Genomic DNA, 16,283 nt, shown 5'->3' with positions numbered 1-16,283 from the left:
GTCCTTGTATTATTATCTCCACAGTTAACATAAGAAGTATCCAGAGGTGCACCTAGTGACGTTTCAAGAACTACTCCGCTCGATAGAAGCGCGGTACGACATGGATGAGAGCGAACACGCACGGGAACTCGGCCGTGCCGTCGCCCCTCTCTAGGACTAATACTGCTAATCGTCTACCAGCGAATCGATGTAGTCTTCGAGTGCTTCATACACGGCACTGAACTCAGTAAGATCTGCGACCAAATCGGGAAGCGTGTGCTGCCACCCGTCACGGATCTCACCCCGTTTCTCTCCGGGAAGCCCGTCCCGAAGGTTGATGTCTAGACCGTCGTGTTCACACTTCCGCGTGAATGCCGGAAGAATGACCGAGTCATCAACGTCGGCCTCCGTAAGCATCCGATACAGGTCGTAGTAATCACGAGCCTGTGACCGCTGATAGAGCGCCCGCAACTTCTCAGCGAAAATCTCCTCCAGACTGTATGCAGTCAACTCGAATTCGGGAACGTCCTCGTAGCTGTGGTGATGATTCACTGAATCGAACGCAACGTATTCATCGATCATAACGTCGAGACTCGTCGTGTTCTTGTGACCGAGCACACCATTATACTGGATGTCGATATCGACGTAGTGCGTCGGATACGCTTCTTTCTGTAGTTCACGGTGTTTGGTCACCTCGAAGTTGATACCAGAGGCTCGGGCAGCGTCTTCCAATGCGCCTTGCAACTCCGCTTCGCTTCCGTGGTACTCGCCCTCAACACCGAAATCAAGGTCTTCCGAGTAGCGCCACGTCTCCGGGAAGTACAGCTTGCTGAGTGCAGTGCCTCCTTTGAACAGCAGGTTGTCGCCGTAGGAGCTCGTGTAGATCGCCCAGAGGATCCACGAATTGACGTAGTTCTTCTCCGCATAGCCGAGGCGGACATCTAACTCTCTGGCCAGCCGTCGAAGTTGCGCTTCAGAAATCATGAGGAGTCATCCGGGAGGAATGATTCGGGGCTGACGTTCAGACGAAGTTGGTACGTGCTGTCCCGGATTCCCGTCGCTTCTCGCGTTGGATCGAGCAGCGGGTACCCGGTCGTGAAGTCTTCGACGAGGGCCTCGTACTCTGGCAGGGAGATGTCCAACTGGTCGGCGAGATACACGAGTCGTTTCGTTGCGGCACCGTTCCCAACTCTCCGCAGGTACTCAACGACGCGTTCCCACGAACAGCGCGTGTCGACAGCGTTCTGCATTGCCTTCGCAAGCTCGCTGATACCCCCGCAGAACTCCGGATGGTCGGCACAATCGACCAGCGTCTTCTCGATACTCGAAATATTCACCTGGTTCGGCCCGACTGCAGTCGGTTGATAGCCGAAGAATTTCTGCTCAGTGACGGTCACGGGTCGATACGTGACCCCGTGGATTTCACGCTCTTGGGCACGTTCTGTCGTCACGACGTACACAGTGCGGGACAGCTGCTCTGTCAGTCCGTGATGGTTCAGTGCACTCCAGTACCCGATGTACATCGGCTCTACGAGTGCAGACGCAATCACGAACTCGTGTTCAGTATACACGGCATTCTCGCCCGCAGCGAGCGGCAGAATGAGGTACTTCCCGTGTGCGATCCGCTCAAGCCAGCCTTTCTCCTTGAGGGCATACGCCATGTCCTTAGCCGACTTCCGCGGGATGTCAAGCGCGTCCGTGATGTCACTAATGCTGATGACCTGTCGGCCCTCACTTGCGAGCCGGGACAGTGCCTGCGACTCACGCGCCGACAGGCTCTTCCGTTGAGTCTCCTCCTCGTTTGTTGACCCCATAGCCGCTCAGCCTACATAGACTCTAAATCCAGTCATAAATAAAGGTACCCGTTGGGAGACCGCTCGGTGAAAGTTGTCCTTGTAACCGCTCAGCGTACACAGAGTCTAAACAAGGCCCATAGAGTAACTGGAAACTAAGTGTGACTGGCAGTTCTCTCCTCTATGGATTCACACGTCGGCGTGGATTGGGCAAGCGGATCATGGGTCGTTGTCGAAGCGACCACAGAGACCACCAGCGTCGGTGCAGAACCCTCGTTACTGAACGTCTGGCACGAGTATGGAGATCAGGCGAGCGAGATCCTCGTGGACATCCCAGTTCACTTGGAAAGTGAAGAGAACCGAGAGTGTGATCAAAAAGCTAAGGACCTACTTGGTTCTCGTGGCAGCACTGTCTTCTGGACACCGAACAGAGACGCAGTGACAGCAAGGGATTATGACGAGGCCGTAACGAAGAATTCTCGGGGGCTGGGAAGCCACAGCTGGGGCCTCATTCCGCGAATCCGAGAAGTAAACGCATTGCTGGATGAAGTCGAGACTGCAGGTGAGACGGTCTACGAAAGCCATCCAGAGGTATGTTTCAAAGCGTACAATGGCGATGATCTCCCGTCAAAGAAGAGCGACGCCGGTTTCGAAGCCCGGAAAGAGTGTCTCATCAAGAACGGCGGCGAATCTTTCAAACCAGTGCTCGACCTGGCTGACGAGCGACGAGCAAACAGCCAATGGCACCACCGAATCCAGTCTGGCCGCGTCGACGACGTCCTCGATGCCGCCATCCTCGCCCTAACAGCACGCGAATCTTCAGGGGACTACTCAACCCTTCCAGATGATGCTGATCCCGCCTGCGACCCCTCTATTGTCTACCCAGGTGCCGAACCAGTCACTTAGAGGCATTCGAACACTTCTTGACCGCGTCTTGTAGGTCGTCACCTCGTACGCCAACAGCAAAGCTGTGGATATGCTCACCAGAGGACATGGTGAGGCTCTCTCGCGTCCCTACGAAAGTTACATTCTGAACCTCTTGATACGATGACTTCAGATGGGTAGGATGCACAGGGCGCTGCTCATCGAATCGAATCCCATTCTTTTCCCAACTGTATTCAAGGAGATGCTGATTCCTTGGGTTCAGGTCGATAAGCACATCACATCGGTCAAAGTCAGATGTGGTAACAAATTCAACGGCCAAGGACTCATCCGGTGAGAGCTCACCCTCTATGACCTGAATGACCTTCGTGCACTGGTAGCGGTCTGTGTCCAATGACACATTTGAGAAAATTCCGTAGGTACCCCTATCGTCGAGTGTGAACTGCCCACCAGCAGTGGGACCGTCAGTATTCGAATAGACGACGCAACCTGGTGCTCGCCACGTGAATTCTAGTTGATCAACTGCCTTCTGTCCATCATTCCGTATTTGAATCCGATAGACCGAGTAGTCACTTTGCCATTGTAAACCATCGAAATCCTGCACAGAACTGTTGATCGGGTGGTATTCCCCAGTCTCCTGAATTTCGACCGATACTGGAGGAGCAGAGTAGTACCCAGTATCCTCGTAGAACCGTGTTACATGTGGGTTTAGAAACGGAGTGGCAAACGAGGTCAGCAACAATCCAATCACTGCCCCGATCACTGCGCCTAAGAGCAGATCGGTCCAGTCATGATTGTCGACGAAGTTCTGAATTCGCCCCTTCACTACGTAGAGAAGATTGGGCGTCTATTTAATACCATTTCGTACTGGTGGTATTTCTGAAGCGTTTGATTGCTCTGGCATCCATCAACTTTGGAGTCTACTTGTGGACTCCAAAGTTCAAGTGGTTGTGGCACAGTACTATTTATAAAGAGGATTCTTCAAAATGGGTGACTATGCAAATTCCCAAGTTCGGGCGAAAGTGTGGGTGACCCCCGACGAAGTCGAATCCCTCCGGTCGGCATGTTACGCGACTGGCGCAGAGTATCTCCAACAGCGAAATGAAGCAATTGTCACGACGATGTACGATACTGGGCTCCGGGTAGGCGAGCTCGTCCAGGTCGACATCGAACTCCTGCGGAACAACAACTCGGAGCTCTACCTTCCCACGGAACTGCAGAAGGACTACCCCAATGAGAGTTCTCCGCCACCGGTGACCCTCGAACTCGCTGGCGACACGACAAGATTGCTCTCAGCGTACCTCACGAACCGATGGAAAGACACGCCATCCCTCTTCCCGTCTCGATCCTCCGAACGAATTAGCGAACAAGGCGTGAGGAATATGCTTCACAAGATCGCGGAGGAAGCCGGGATTCGTCCCTACAAACTCGATGGGAGTAGAGGCGACCCAAGCGACGTCACACCTCACGCACTACGGCACGGCGTTGCTTATCGAATGATGAACGAAGAAGACGGGAACACACTATACGATGTCCGCAATCGGCTTCGTCACCGAAGTATTCAGACGACTGAGAGGGTCTACGACCATCTACTCAAAGTCTAACCGTTTTGCCTCTTCGCCCAGCTGGACAAAACAATACTCGTCACAGAACGTTTCAGCCGAAGAATAATCACACTAAGAGTCCACGGTCGAGATATGACTGACTACCCCTCTGAGTCGTCGCTTCTGGTGAATGCGACGCAGCAACAGCTAGCAAAGGGTGACTTTGATGCGGGGGTCGCTATCGTCCCGACGCAGCATGAGGAAGCCGAGGGCGGCTACGACATTGAATTCAGTACCGCATCACGCCTCGAACTCCAGTACAAGGCCGTCTATAGTGAAATCGACGACCGCACCTTCGATCCCGGTCACCCGCAAACAGCAGTTAAATTCCCGTTCAACGGCCAACAGGCCAAAACACTACTCGGCCGCGCCCCACTCCCCGGACTCACGTTCTATGCCCTCCCAGTCGTCACTGATCTCACCGGCCTCGGCGACGTGCTAAACGCGACTGTCTTCCTCGACGTCGAAGGACTCGCTACACTCCCAAAACACCAGGACGACCTGCACGAGTACACCGCGTTCTGGGTACCAGTACACGGATCCAGCCCGACATTCTCATCGGTTTACCTCAAAGACAAAACCGAACCGCGATACTCGGAGCCACGCGCGTACCATCGTATCGACTCCGACTTCCTCTACGAGTGGTCGGAGATACGGGCGCTCATACGCGCGCCGCTTATTGGTGCCCCACTCCGAACACACAGTAGTACAACCCCAGCCGCAGGATACCAGCAGCTACGTGGATACGAGAGTCAATTACTCGAATCCCGGTTCCCAGAGAACCTGCTTGAAACGCACCAATCCACCGAGCCCAGAAACAGGGACACCTTTGAGACCGTTGTCAACGAAGTCGAGCGCCTTAGTCGAGAGGTACGCTACGCGATTACCGAAGACCGGCCGACGCGGGACTCACTCACCTCGTCCCAATACGAGGTGCTGCAATCGCACGAGTACCTGCTTGAACCCGAGCAGTTGGATGTGAACCGGCGTGCGTCAATCCGTGCGGCGCTGCTGACGTACCCGGACGACGAGGAGGGCGGAGAAGACCGGGAAGAGCCGTCCCCGGTAATCGACTACTCTGGCCTGGATCCACGGCAGGGATCTCGCTACCGACAGTATCGGTACTTAGCATGGGGCGACGACGCCGACACCCTCACTGTTCCAATCGGATTCACACCGGACTGAGTCTCACAGACACGCCCGGACAAACGCCTCTACAGCTCACACTGAGACGTCCTCCGCAACCGTCGTCTCATACAACCGGTCGATCTTCTCGACCAACTCGGGATTCTCGATAGTAGCCTCGCGGATAGCCTGTGCTAATGCTTCGACGTACGCGTCGAAGAAATCATCGTGGGCATCAACGTTGATGGGGTACTCGGCACGGAGGAGATTCGACTTGTTACCCGTAATCGTGAACTTCGTTCCGTCAATTGCCTCCTCGATCTCCGTGCGGGCGTCACTGAACCGCGCTGCGAAATTGTCATAGAAGCTATCGTGGCCTGACGGTGCGTTTCGAAGGTGGACAACCAACGTGTGATCCCGGACGGCCTCCGTTTGATGCCGGTCAAGCCGGTGGACCAGCCCGACTCTCGCGTTCGGTTTCGTCGCATCCGAAACCGCCAGGTCTTCATCCAGTTTCGTCCACCACTCCCGAGGGAATAGCCATGACCAGTCGGATTTTCCCTGACGGAACGTCCACCGACGCTCACCAGACTCCATCTCTATCTGGACCGCGGCATACTCTGCGGGCACCTCTGTATCCTCGGTACGTTCAGCGCCCGCCAGGGATTGTGCCAGCCGGTCGCCCCACGTCGATTCGAACTCCGACCACTCCTCCTCAAACGCCTCCTCCAGATCCGAGATCACACCGTAGTTTTCGACGTACAGTTCAACCATCTCTTGCTGGTTCTCTTGGTATTCGGTCATCGTGAGTTCACTCCGAATCGTATCGACGAAGTCTTTCAACTGCGCCGTGGTTCGCGCCGGGTACTCATCGTAACTCTCCATCAAGAACGACTGAAGCTCGGCCGCCAGCCACTCCCACGAGATATGCACAAATTCGTCTGCAGCCGGCGACGACGCCGACTCAGGGGCCAAAAACACGTAGTGCTGGCCGTCAGTGGGTACGTCGGCTTTGTCAAGCCCGATCCCGTCGAACGAATCGACGCCAACGTACCGATCTGTCTGGTCTTCTCCTTCTGATGCGTGCACTTTCAACTCCCAGCAGATGAACCACTCGTCGGACGCCCACATCACGACGTCTGGAACGCCATCGGACGTGGGCACCTCTTGTGCGATCTGTATCTCATCGATGTCAAACCGCGAAAACGCATACCCAGAATCATCACGGGCAGACAGCGCAGCGAGTACGTGCTCCAAGACAGCGTGGTCGAGTCCGTGTGAGGCGTCGGGCGTCAGAAAATGAACGAGGAACTGCTGCCAGTCACGCTCTTGTGTGCTCCGACCAAGTACCTGTAGCGTGGTCGGTGGAGGCTCCTCGGCTTCTGGGAGCGCGGCAAGTCGCCGCTGTATCTTCGTCAGTTCCGTTGCGATACTTCGACTCATACGCTTCAGTCTCCCACGACGAAAATCAAAGTGACGCCGTCACGTACCAGAACAACACCTTGCCACGAGGTATGAACATCTGGACCGCAACGACCGACGAACCGTCTCTCCCCAGTGGCGACCAGCTCAGTTTGGTGAACCTATTTACTCCGTTGGAACACTGGTTGCGATAATGTCAGGATATCTGATTCGAGTAGGGCTGGATTCTGGAGAGATTGGTGGTGGTGGCCATAGTCCGATAGACAACGATGGGCGGTTTGACTATATCCCGATTCCCGAAGATGCGGATACTACAGAAGAGACGACGTACAATTCGTTTTCGAGTAGAATAGGGTCAACTGCGTCTGAGCATACGACACGAGATGGAACCACTACGCTACACTATGACCCCGAGTTTGAGACGTACACATATGGCGAAGTAGGGAAAAAGAAACGGCAGTCGTTACGGAAACTGTCAAATGGCGATTTGCTGGTGTTCTATTCAAGCCTGGAGCCCTCGAACGGACTTGGATCAATCAGGCTGTACATTATCGGCTACTTCACCGTGGAGTCCGTTTACGATCTGGAGGAACTAACGCCCGAGGAGCGCGCTGGAGTCTTGGAGAAATACCCGAACAATGCGCATATCAAGCGGGAACAGTTGTCACCAGAGAGTAAAACCCCTGGTCGAGACAGCTATCCAATAATCGTAAGTGGCGACCCAGACCGGAGTGAATTGCTGGAGCGTGCGGTTCCGTTGACCTCTCCGACCGTCTCTGGCTCTGGACTGTGGTACAGCAAGTACCGACCACTCTCGACGCCGAATACTTTGCTCGGCATCAACGCTACCGATCTCAAACGGTCTATGCCCAAGAAGCTGCGTGGGAAGCCAGACGAAATCAGATCGTGGTTGGAGGGTGATGTTTTGTATGAGGTTCAGTCTCGTGCGAAGCCGCCGAAGCATTATCTCTCTGACGGAGAGAAAGCAGGTTCGGGTCAAGCTTCCGAGTCTTCAACGTCGAGAGGATACGTCATCGCTACAGATACTGGGTTCGCACCGCACGTGCATCAAGGGCTAATTTCCTTGGCGACTTGTGCTCCGCAGGTTCGGAGTTCAACGAAACCAGGAGACTGGGTGTTTGCTGTCGGTAATCGGTACTACCCAACTCGACGTGAATTGGTGTACGCTTTTAGAACAGAGTATGTTACCGAGATGGATGACTACTATTCTGATCCACGATTCCACGCCCGGAAACCGCTCTCCGAGAATAGTAATCGCGCTGGAGATAACATCTATGCTCCTCGTCCTGCGGTAGAAGAGATCTCCATCGTAGACGGATCCGAACTCCCAGAGAGTTCTGGAGCGACGGCCGGAACGCGCTATGAACGAGGCGAGATTGACGGGGAGCTATGCTATACTCACCAGGGAGGAGACTACTTCCAACTCCATTCGGGATATCACGACCTATCGAATTACTCGACAGATGTTGAGAAGCAAGGAAATCGGGAGAAGGTTCTCATTTCAAGTGAGTTCTATTATTTCGGGGAGAATCCGGTTACCGTGCCTCAGGAAATCGCCGACTTGGTCGTTCCAGGCTCCGGTGACCACAACGGTCGAAACTCAGGCCGCACCGAGAGAGGTAGCGAGAAAGTAGCACCGTTCGTGAAATGGCTTCGCTCAAATCACCGTGTTGGTATCCACGGCCATCCAAAGCACTCTGATTCCGACTTTGATTTAGAAGATACTACCGGGCCTGGCTGTTAGTGTTTCAAGCAACTCCTGAGTCCCCACGGAGACGGAATCAAGTAAGTTGGTCGGCTAATGATTCGAGTTCCTCGGCCTCATCAAGAGCAGCAAGCCATCGGTCTGAAAGCGTTGATGCTCCAAACCGTGCACCGGCGACCGCGCCCGCTACCGCGCCAATCGTATCGGTGTCGCCGCCGCGATTGACAGCGGTCACAATCGCCTCCTCAGCACTCTCGGCGAATAACCCATCGTGGAGTGCTGTTTGCAGCGAATGGACGACGTAGCCTGACGTCTCTAACGTACCGGGAGATTCACCGCGGGCGAGTGGTTCGAGCGCTGCTACGAGTTCGTCAGGTGCGTTGGAACCGACGTAGTCAAGGGCGTCTCTCAACGGCGTTGCTGCGTCGTCGAGCAGGCCAGCGATGGTGAGATTCAGAACTGCACACCCGTACATACACCGCGAGTCCGCGTGTGTGATCTGCGAGGACTGCCGACTCACTTCGGCGAGTCGCTCCCAGTCTGTCGCGTATGGGATAGCGAGCGGCGCGCACCGCATCACACTCCCGTTCCCTGCGTTCTGGCCTTCCGGACTTTGCTCCCAGACCTGCTGACCGGCCTTGTCCCACTCGTCACCGCGTTTGAGCCGGGTGAGCGCCCGCCTTGTCATCCCTCCAATGTCGAACGGGCCAGTGTCGTACCACGCAACGAACCGATCAGCGACATCCGCCGGATCGAACGTTTGCTGTTCGACGAGACTATGAGCGATACACAGTGCCTGTTCGGTATCGTCAGTGATTGTCCCAGCGGGCTGGTTCCATGTGCCGTGCCCAATCATCTCGTCGAGCCGCCCGTGTTCAGCGCTGATTTTCGATGCAGACTTGAACTCCACTGGTCGGCCAAGCGCATCCCCACACGCCAACCCCAGAAGAATCCCACGGGCTCGATCCGAATCCATACCTCACTCAACGACTACCGCTGAGAAAAATGTAGGGCGACAGTCACTCGTCGGGTTTCGTTCCCGTGCGGAGATTCTCTCTGTATTCCGACCACGCTTGATACATCTCCACCTTCTCATCCTCTGTCATCGTGTCGTGCTCCTCCGGGTCGTAGAACGGGAGTTCGTCCTTGTCAGGCATCGCCATCACTCGCCCAAGCGGGTACAGTTGCTCGTAGTAGTGCTCCAGCACCCACTCTTCACCGTGCTCCTCAACCGCTCGCTGAATGAACGGGGCAGCCTCCGGGTAGTCGTCCCTAAGCGAGTCAGTCATCGTGAAAGGATGGTCGTGCCGCGGTGTTCGTCTCCGATTCGTCGTCCATACTGCCGGTCACGCGTCCGTGTATTCGGCGAGTGAATGGTCGAGACTATCGGTGACCCACTTGCCGATCTGGATGAGTTCAAACGTCTCAATCGGGGTGTCAAGCCCATCGGCGAGCTTCGACCGGACTCCGGGTGAAAGCTCGTCGACGGGGATTGCGGTGAGGGCGTGCTGCGTGAGAAAGTAACTGCTCGCCTGGCTTGTCGGAGCGATGACGATGACGTTCTCTCCGTCAGCGTCGGCAAGCGCGAGCTCCGCATCTCGACGCTGAAGTACCGTCGCATCAAGCTCCTCAACGGGAAAGAGCATACTCGCCTCCCCGTGCTCGATACTCGCCCCCGCCGACTGAAAATGCCCTTTAAGCATAACTACTACAAAATATATTCTTATGGGGCATTAGCATTATGGTGGAATGCTGTATGACCACAAACCACACTCGTCAGTGCCTTCTCTTGGTCTCGCCTCTCGACTATTCAGAGAAGCAGCGAACACTGGCTATACTGTGTTGGCGATACCAGTGAAGTACGAATGAGCGATGTCCAATTGATCCCGATCAACTTCATCGGCTTCCGCACGGAAGTGGAATAGCGCGTTCCGGGTATCCCGGATATCCTCAAGTAGATCTTCCACCATTGAGCGTTCCTGCGACAATCGGGATGGAAGCTGGTCTACATTCCTCGTGATAAACAGTCGGTACTCGTCGAACGAGAAATCTTCAAGCCGTTCTGGGGGATCGTATCGGTCGTCATTCTCGGCACGAGGAGCGAACGCCTCCTCCATGCACTGGTCTAAATCATCGACAGACTCCCGGAAGATATGTCGAAGGCTCTCCTCAATCTCACCAATCTTCAGGAACGGATCGACTTGGAGTTCAAGGAAATACAGGATATCATACCGCGTCAGAATCCCTTCTAAGCTATCCGAATCACCAATGAGGACAAAATCGTCCTCAGCAAATGTCTTGAACAGCTCGAAAATATCGTGGTCAGGATCGACAAACCTCGGCGACGTATTCAACGCAATCTTCACCGACGTCTCCTCGACACTCACATCCTCCATCGATTTCACGTACCTTGCAATCGACTTGTACGTCACAACACCCTCGATCCCGTACTCACTCTCCACCGGGAGCTGGTCAAAATCATTCTCCAACATTATCTCCAACGCAGTCTGAATCGAATCGTCGATATCGACCGTCACTGGGTCATCCGGCGACGCGGCTGTACTATGAGATAACACGTCGTCCGCTGTGAAGAACTGCATATCTACGCCAACCCAGTGTAGAACTAATTACCTTATGCAGCCACCCCAATCTCACACGGCGGGGGTCAGGGAAGGTAGACCGAATAGTCCGACGGATTCATCGACTCCAATTCAAACGACGTGAGCCCGTCGAAGAACTCCTCAATAACCGTGATGAGATGGTGGAAATCAGCGATCAAGGCATGCATCATCTCGTTCGGATTCTGCTCCTCAACCTCATACCCCCAGAAGTCCTCAGGCGGAATATCGAATTTCCCGACCGACTCGTACGTGATCGTCATGTCGAAATCGCTGACGAAGTTCTCCTCAATCTCGAACTCGTAGCTTCGACTCCCAATCCCGGTAGAGATCGTGAACTCGCGCCCGTCCCCAGTTCCCCGGTAATCTGCGATACGCCACTCATTCAGCTCTGGTGTTCCGGTCGTGTGGAACGAGACGCGTAACCCATTGCTATCATCGCTCGTGTCCCCACTCGCAGCCTTCACCTCTGCTACCTCCCATGGGTGGTCGTCGTATTCCTGCAGACGAGTCTGTAGATCGGGAACAAGGGAAAGAGACTCTCGATACTCAGACCGGGTCGTGTAGTGCAGATCAAACAGTCCACCATCTTCGTCTGGGTCGTAGTCGTCGTCTTTGATGCTCTCGGGTTCCCACGCATCCAATCGTTCCTCTACGTCATCGCTGAAGCTGGGCTTGTCCGACAGTTCCTCCAACAGGCTCGTGATCGAAGGGGGTGTGGTCCCGCTGGAGTCATCACCAGACGTGTCGGTGAACTTCTCGCGGAGATTCTTGACCCGGGACTGGTACTGCCCTCGGTAGTCCTCAGTGAAGCCCAAAATCTCATCAATGTCGTCCTCTGTCAAGCCTGGGCCTGCCGCATCGCGGAGGTCGTCGGGGTCGAGGTCTGACGGGTCTCCCTGCGGCCCTGATTTCTCCGTCCAGTGCAGTCCGACGTCGTACAGCGTCCACGTCAGGTCTTTCGGGACTTGAACCCCACCGCTCGGTCCTTTCTTCGTTGGTTTGTACCCGATTTGCCGGTAGATCTCCTCCGTGACCTCCGGTGCCTGCAACGGAATCGGATGACTCCGACCAGAAACCCGTGCGTGAACGTAATACCCGTCCTTCTCATTCGAATCAGCATATTCCTTCAAAACCGCCATACGAACGGCTTGTCGTGATGTATCATATAGACCTGGTTATCCCGCGACCGACTCTCCCAGTGCCCATCAGGAACCTGTTGTACGAGACCACCGCCGAAAACGAAGGGGTGGCCTTGTTGAAACCCTATATTGATGATCGGTTCCAGCAGTCGTGCTGAATGGAGCGCGCAAGTAGGTAACTCCTCTAAATACTGCTATGTCAACGGTGGTCCGCTTCCATAGACAACTGGTTCAGGACTCCGATGACCCCAACCATCACTCCGCTTAAATATCAGTTAATCGTATATGCCGGCAAAGACGGTGCTACGTGGTCATGTTCGGAAAAATGCAGTCCGGGCTAACTCGACTTTACGCATGGAACCGGGGAGGGGTCACAGATACCGGAGAATACTCTGCCAGCGGGATCTCACGGACCGTGTACTGGTTCCACGACGAGAGCAAACGGATGGGTGACTACTCTCCGTTTGGAACCCTATTACTGAACGAGCAAGCCAAGGAGGACTTCTCAGAAGACGTCGTCGACTACGTCTTCCTCCACGAGGTCGGTCACGACCAGATGGGATTCATCGGAAGGACCCTATTCTGGGCATTCTACCCAACATTCGGCTTGCTCCTCCTCGCCGGGATAATAGCCTTACCACAAACCCTCGTTGCAGCCTTCCAGTTCGCACCTTCCACAGTTATGGTACCTGCGTATCTTGTTGTAGGGATTGGGATCACCGTCGCTGCCATGCTTCCGTTTGCAGCCGTTTGCTGGATCGATGAGGCACTGGCCGAGCTCTTTGCTATCTCCAAGATTGGACGGTCACAGTACCGGTCCGTATTCGACGAGGTTAAGGAGGAATCAGATGCTGGACTCCTTCGCAAGATCCGTCTCCGGATTCAGTACCCACCTGAATCATTGATCCTCTGGATCGCACGTAAGCGAGGAATCGGCGGCCAATAGAATCCCGGATTAGTGAGAAAGTTTATGCGTTTATATGAAAATGAATAGGTAAGAAATGGTGGGTGTGTTCGGGTCGATCCGATACGTCATCAATACCTATCTCAGTAGTGCCGTCGGTAACTTCTTCCAGTTCGGCCGCCAGCAACTAAGTCTTCTCGTAGTACTCACCCTCGCCGGATCAGCACTCCTCGGCGTCTCACCGGTAGAAGCCATCAAAACAGTTGGAGCGATAAGTCTACACCGAACTACCGCTCTCTGGGGAATCACCTCTGTGCGACGAGCTGTCACCACCGGACTAATCGAGATTCTAGTCTGGGAAGGAATTGCCTTCCTCGGGTGCGCTGTCAGCGGCTTCCGGCTGTACCAAAACACGGACTGAACCACAACAATCCCTCCGAATTCATTTCCTGGACTGTCTGAGCATAGCCGAGTTCTGACGCTAAGGCATTCAACAGAGCCGAACGGTGAAAAAGAGAAACTCTGTTGATTCGGGGCAAAGGACAGAACGGCCTGAACCCGATCAGTCGCCACTCCCGACTGGCCCGAGTCGTCGCACTCGACCGGCCTCCACGAGTCGTTTCAGCCCGTCGCGGGTCGGCCATCCCCACGGTGCTTCCTCCACTTGCTGATTCGGCGCAATCGCGCGGAAATGCGACCCGTAGCCGTTCGTGATGAGGCGGCGTTGACACCCGGCGATCTCGAACATCCCGAGATCCAGCCCGTCGTTGAGCCGGCCGATGTGAGCCGCACCAGCTCGATACCCGAGAATCAGCTTCGGACGGAACTCGGCCATACTTTCGACGGGGAATTCGTAGTTCTTGTACGTGATCGGTGTCTTCAACTCCAACACGTCTCCCCACGGGTCGTACACGCCGAGTTCGAACGGCTCCGCTAACTCAGGTTCGAGTGCTTGCCGTGCTGCCCGTCGCTGGTCGTCGTGGTCCTTGTGGAACACCCAGTGAATCACGAACCCTAACCGGAGTGCCTCCCGCGTCTTCTCCCGGTACGGTTGCTCCGACCCCGCCACGAACTCAATCCACCGATTCACCCCTTCACCGAGAATCATACAGTCCGGCACCCGATCCGCGACCGTCCGCTCAAACCGGTACTCCCCCGGGAACCACGGGTCTCGCTTCTCACGTTTCCGCCGGTCTAACGCGAATTTTGCCCACAGGTGCTCTGGCGACTCGTTCCCCGCCGACCGTAACCGGTCCGGACACCCCCAGATTTCAAACTCACGCATCCACAACCAACCTCGTCAGCCTCCCTCTCATTCGCCAGCCCTCGTCGGTGTCAACGACTTCACACCGAAATCCGACTTGCTACAGTACCGCTCAGCGACCCGGCCGAGCGCCCGGGTCCGCAGCACATCCGCTACGTTGTGTAGGGCGAGCTCTGCGAACCACCCGTTCTCGAACGCTGCCACAGCCGCCTCACTCCCATCGAACGGATCCACAGCACCGTACTCGCCATCACACAGCACCTCGTACACACCAGCCAGGTCTCGATGCTCCTCGCCGTCAACGGTCGTGTTGAACCGGTCGGCGACGACCGACATCACATCCGCGTACGGCACATCAGCGAACGGCCACGCCACCCCGAGCCGTGCGTACCGCGTGCGGAGGAACGGCACGTCAAACCCGCCGCGCCACCGCTCCCCATTATACGCGACCAGCAACACGTCCGATCCGCAGAGCCGCTCCGCAACGAACTCCTTCACGGCCACGAGCAGTTCTTCCTCAGACGCGTGCGTCGACACATTCACCAGCGCATCCGTCGCTTCCTCCACCTCACTCGTCACGTCACTGGGCGGCCGACCGGCCGTCTGCACGAACACGCGCACCCCCATCGACAGCCCGAACCCGACCACCGTCACTTCGTCCTCGACGTCGAATCCGGTCGTCTCAATATCGAACGCCACCTGCTCCAACACCACTACACCTCACCCCCTGCCGCAGCAGCGCCGCGCTCCGGGACCCGATCCTCACCTGCTGGGCGAACACGGAACTCACCGAACCCGAATCGGGAATGCGTCCCGACACGCAGCACTCCATTCTTCGCCGTCTCCACCGGGTCATCACCAACATACCGGACGACCTGTCCGTGATCTACTGTCTGTACCGCGTACGTCTCATCACCGTCCACGAGCCGCGTCTCCCGACGACGCAACCCGGTCGATGACGCGGCATTCGTCTCCTCCGTGTCGACACGCCACCACCACGGGACGCTCTGCGAATCGCCACTCGGATGTTCGGACTCCAGCACGTACGGCGACACCAACTCGATCCGGCACGACTCCGCGCTTGACTGCGCTGCCTCCAGCCGCGAGTAGTCCAGCGCCTCCAGGTCAACGACTTGCGTGTCGACGAGCGACAGTTCACCGAACCCGTAGTTCCGCGCCCCGCCGACCTGCAGCCCGTCAAGCACATCCTCATCGACCGGCACAACCCCGTCGTCACCCCGGCCAGCGTGCAGGTAGCAGTGAACGTACCACGACACCGACCGTCGCCGATTCCGTTGACCGCTCGGTCGCCCAAACCAACACGTCCCGTCGAACGCGACCCGGTCACCGTGCAACTGGATGTCGTGCGCGTTGTGCGCGTCTCGCGGCCGTGACGCCAGCAACCATCGCTGCGCCGGGTCACGGAACACGAACAAATCCTCGTACGAGGTAACGTCAGGCAGCGACTGCCCGAGCTTCCCCGCGTACCCGTCTTTGGAGTGTTGCTCTGGGTACTCTCCGTACTCGCCCGGTAGGAACACGCCGTGACTCACGTGCAGCGACCGACGCGTCTCAGCATCAACCCGCCGCGCAACAGCGTTGAACAACGCGTTCCCCGTCACGAAGTACGGATGCCCGAGGTACTGCCCATCCAGCTCGAACAACACCTGCTGGAGCCGCGTCATGCACAACCCCCCGTGTTTCCAGTCCACACACTGATACGACGCGACACAACTTCGACGACACCCCACGGGACACACACGCTCTTTCCAGCGTCACGACCGGGACAGCGGCTGTAGCTAGCGAACCATCGAACCTGGGCAC

The 16,283-nt window shown here is 56.1% G+C and carries 18 protein-coding genes; 6 read left to right on the top strand and 12 right to left on the bottom strand.

Annotated elements, in window-relative coordinates; genetic code table 11:
- Nucleotides 1-165: 165 nt before the first annotated feature.
- Both U5911_RS11795 and U5911_RS11790 read right to left on the bottom strand, forming a co-directional pair.
- On the bottom strand, nucleotides 166-963 hold the full coding sequence (locus U5911_RS11795; protein ID WP_336034363.1) for a nucleotidyl transferase AbiEii/AbiGii toxin family protein: 798 nt from the start codon (nucleotides 961-963) through the stop codon (nucleotides 166-168).
- On the bottom strand, nucleotides 960-1,793 hold the full coding sequence (locus tag U5911_RS11790; protein WP_336034362.1) for a type IV toxin-antitoxin system AbiEi family antitoxin domain-containing protein: 834 nt from the start codon (nucleotides 1,791-1,793) through the stop codon (nucleotides 960-962). The genes U5911_RS11795 and U5911_RS11790 overlap by 4 nt, the downstream gene beginning before the upstream one ends.
- Nucleotides 1,794-1,955: 162 nt before the next feature.
- Between U5911_RS11790 and U5911_RS11785 the strand changes: the two genes are divergently transcribed.
- The gene (locus U5911_RS11785; RefSeq protein ID WP_336034361.1) at nucleotides 1,956-2,678 is read left to right on the top strand and encodes a DUF429 domain-containing protein; all 723 of its coding nucleotides are present in this window, start codon (nucleotides 1,956-1,958) and stop codon (nucleotides 2,676-2,678) included.
- Here the strand turns inward: U5911_RS11785 and U5911_RS11780 are convergent.
- Nucleotides 2,671-3,480 carry a hypothetical protein gene (locus U5911_RS11780; RefSeq protein WP_336034360.1) on the bottom strand — a complete coding sequence of 270 codons (810 nt, stop codon included), beginning with the start codon at nucleotides 3,478-3,480 and terminating at the stop codon, nucleotides 2,671-2,673. The genes U5911_RS11785 and U5911_RS11780 overlap by 8 nt on opposite strands.
- Nucleotides 3,481-3,640: 160 nt before the next feature.
- On the opposite strand from U5911_RS11780, the gene U5911_RS11775 reads away from it, so the two are divergent.
- Both U5911_RS11775 and U5911_RS11770 read left to right on the top strand, forming a co-directional pair.
- Entirely contained in the window at nucleotides 3,641-4,258 is a 618-nt protein-coding gene (locus U5911_RS11775) for a tyrosine-type recombinase/integrase (protein ID WP_336034359.1), read from the top strand.
- Between the two features lie 93 nt (nucleotides 4,259-4,351).
- Nucleotides 4,352-5,443: a hypothetical protein gene (locus U5911_RS11770; protein WP_336034357.1), complete on the top strand. Its 1,092-nt coding sequence runs from the start codon at nucleotides 4,352-4,354 to the stop codon at nucleotides 5,441-5,443.
- 36 nt (nucleotides 5,444-5,479) lie between these two features.
- On the opposite strand, the gene U5911_RS11765 is transcribed toward U5911_RS11770, so the two are convergent.
- Nucleotides 5,480-6,826 (bottom strand): PD-(D/E)XK nuclease family protein, encoded by a 1,347-nt coding sequence (locus U5911_RS11765; protein ID WP_336034356.1) that lies wholly within the window; start codon nucleotides 6,824-6,826, stop codon nucleotides 5,480-5,482.
- A gap of 172 nt (nucleotides 6,827-6,998) precedes the next feature.
- Between U5911_RS11765 and U5911_RS11760 the strand changes: the two genes are divergently transcribed.
- Complete coding sequence (locus tag U5911_RS11760; RefSeq protein WP_336034354.1) at nucleotides 6,999-8,570, top strand: Nmad2 family putative nucleotide modification protein; 1,572 nt, start codon at nucleotides 6,999-7,001, stop codon at nucleotides 8,568-8,570.
- A gap of 37 nt (nucleotides 8,571-8,607) precedes the next feature.
- On the opposite strand, the gene U5911_RS11755 is transcribed toward U5911_RS11760, so the two are convergent.
- The 5 genes from U5911_RS11755 to U5911_RS11735 all read right to left on the bottom strand — a co-directional run bounded on the left by U5911_RS11755 (nucleotide 8,608) and on the right by U5911_RS11735 (nucleotide 12,291).
- Complete coding sequence (locus U5911_RS11755) at nucleotides 8,608-9,507, bottom strand: ADP-ribosylglycohydrolase family protein (RefSeq protein WP_336034353.1); 900 nt, start codon at nucleotides 9,505-9,507, stop codon at nucleotides 8,608-8,610.
- A gap of 43 nt (nucleotides 9,508-9,550) precedes the next feature.
- Nucleotides 9,551-9,820 carry a DUF8110 family protein gene (locus U5911_RS11750; protein WP_336034352.1) on the bottom strand — a complete coding sequence of 90 codons (270 nt, stop codon included), beginning with the start codon at nucleotides 9,818-9,820 and terminating at the stop codon, nucleotides 9,551-9,553.
- A 57-nt stretch (nucleotides 9,821-9,877) separates the two neighbouring features.
- The gene (locus U5911_RS11745; protein ID WP_418771475.1) at nucleotides 9,878-10,234 is read right to left on the bottom strand and encodes a DUF8165 family protein; all 357 of its coding nucleotides are present in this window, start codon (nucleotides 10,232-10,234) and stop codon (nucleotides 9,878-9,880) included.
- Between the two features lie 129 nt (nucleotides 10,235-10,363).
- Nucleotides 10,364-11,131 (bottom strand): CBS domain-containing protein, encoded by a 768-nt coding sequence (locus tag U5911_RS11740; protein WP_336034350.1) that lies wholly within the window; start codon nucleotides 11,129-11,131, stop codon nucleotides 10,364-10,366.
- Nucleotides 11,132-11,196: 65 nt separating this feature from the next.
- Entirely contained in the window at nucleotides 11,197-12,291 is a 1,095-nt protein-coding gene (locus U5911_RS11735) for a hypothetical protein (protein WP_336034348.1), read from the bottom strand.
- 313 nt (nucleotides 12,292-12,604) lie between these two features.
- Here U5911_RS11735 and U5911_RS11730 point away from each other — a divergent pair, with 313 nt between their 5' ends.
- Nucleotides 12,605-13,237, top strand: a complete 633-nt coding sequence (locus tag U5911_RS11730; protein WP_336034346.1) for a hypothetical protein — start codon at nucleotides 12,605-12,607, stop codon at nucleotides 13,235-13,237.
- 55 nt (nucleotides 13,238-13,292) lie between these two features.
- Entirely contained in the window at nucleotides 13,293-13,616 is a 324-nt protein-coding gene (locus U5911_RS11725) for a hypothetical protein (protein WP_336034345.1), read from the top strand.
- Between the two features lie 141 nt (nucleotides 13,617-13,757).
- On the opposite strand, the gene U5911_RS11720 is transcribed toward U5911_RS11725, so the two are convergent.
- Genes U5911_RS11720 through U5911_RS11710 form a run of 3 tightly spaced genes read right to left on the bottom strand, consistent with a single transcriptional unit; the run spans nucleotide 13,758 to nucleotide 16,144 of the window.
- A complete protein-coding gene (locus tag U5911_RS11720; protein WP_336034343.1) occupies nucleotides 13,758-14,480 on the bottom strand; it encodes a hypothetical protein in 723 nt (240 codons plus the stop codon).
- A 27-nt stretch (nucleotides 14,481-14,507) separates the two neighbouring features.
- Entirely contained in the window at nucleotides 14,508-15,173 is a 666-nt protein-coding gene (locus U5911_RS11715; protein WP_336034341.1) for a hypothetical protein, read from the bottom strand.
- Nucleotides 15,173-16,144 carry a hypothetical protein gene (locus tag U5911_RS11710; protein WP_336034340.1) on the bottom strand — a complete coding sequence of 324 codons (972 nt, stop codon included), beginning with the start codon at nucleotides 16,142-16,144 and terminating at the stop codon, nucleotides 15,173-15,175. Before U5911_RS11710 ends, U5911_RS11715 begins: the two co-directional genes overlap by 1 nt.
- Nucleotides 16,145-16,283: the final 139 nt, after the last annotated feature.

The organism is Halobacterium yunchengense (genome assembly GCF_037031165.1).
Lineage (GTDB): Archaea > Halobacteriota > Halobacteria > Halobacteriales > Halobacteriaceae > Halobacterium > Halobacterium yunchengense.
The sequence above is the reverse complement of the archived record's forward strand: the minus strand, read 5'-3'. Positions and strand labels throughout refer to the sequence as shown.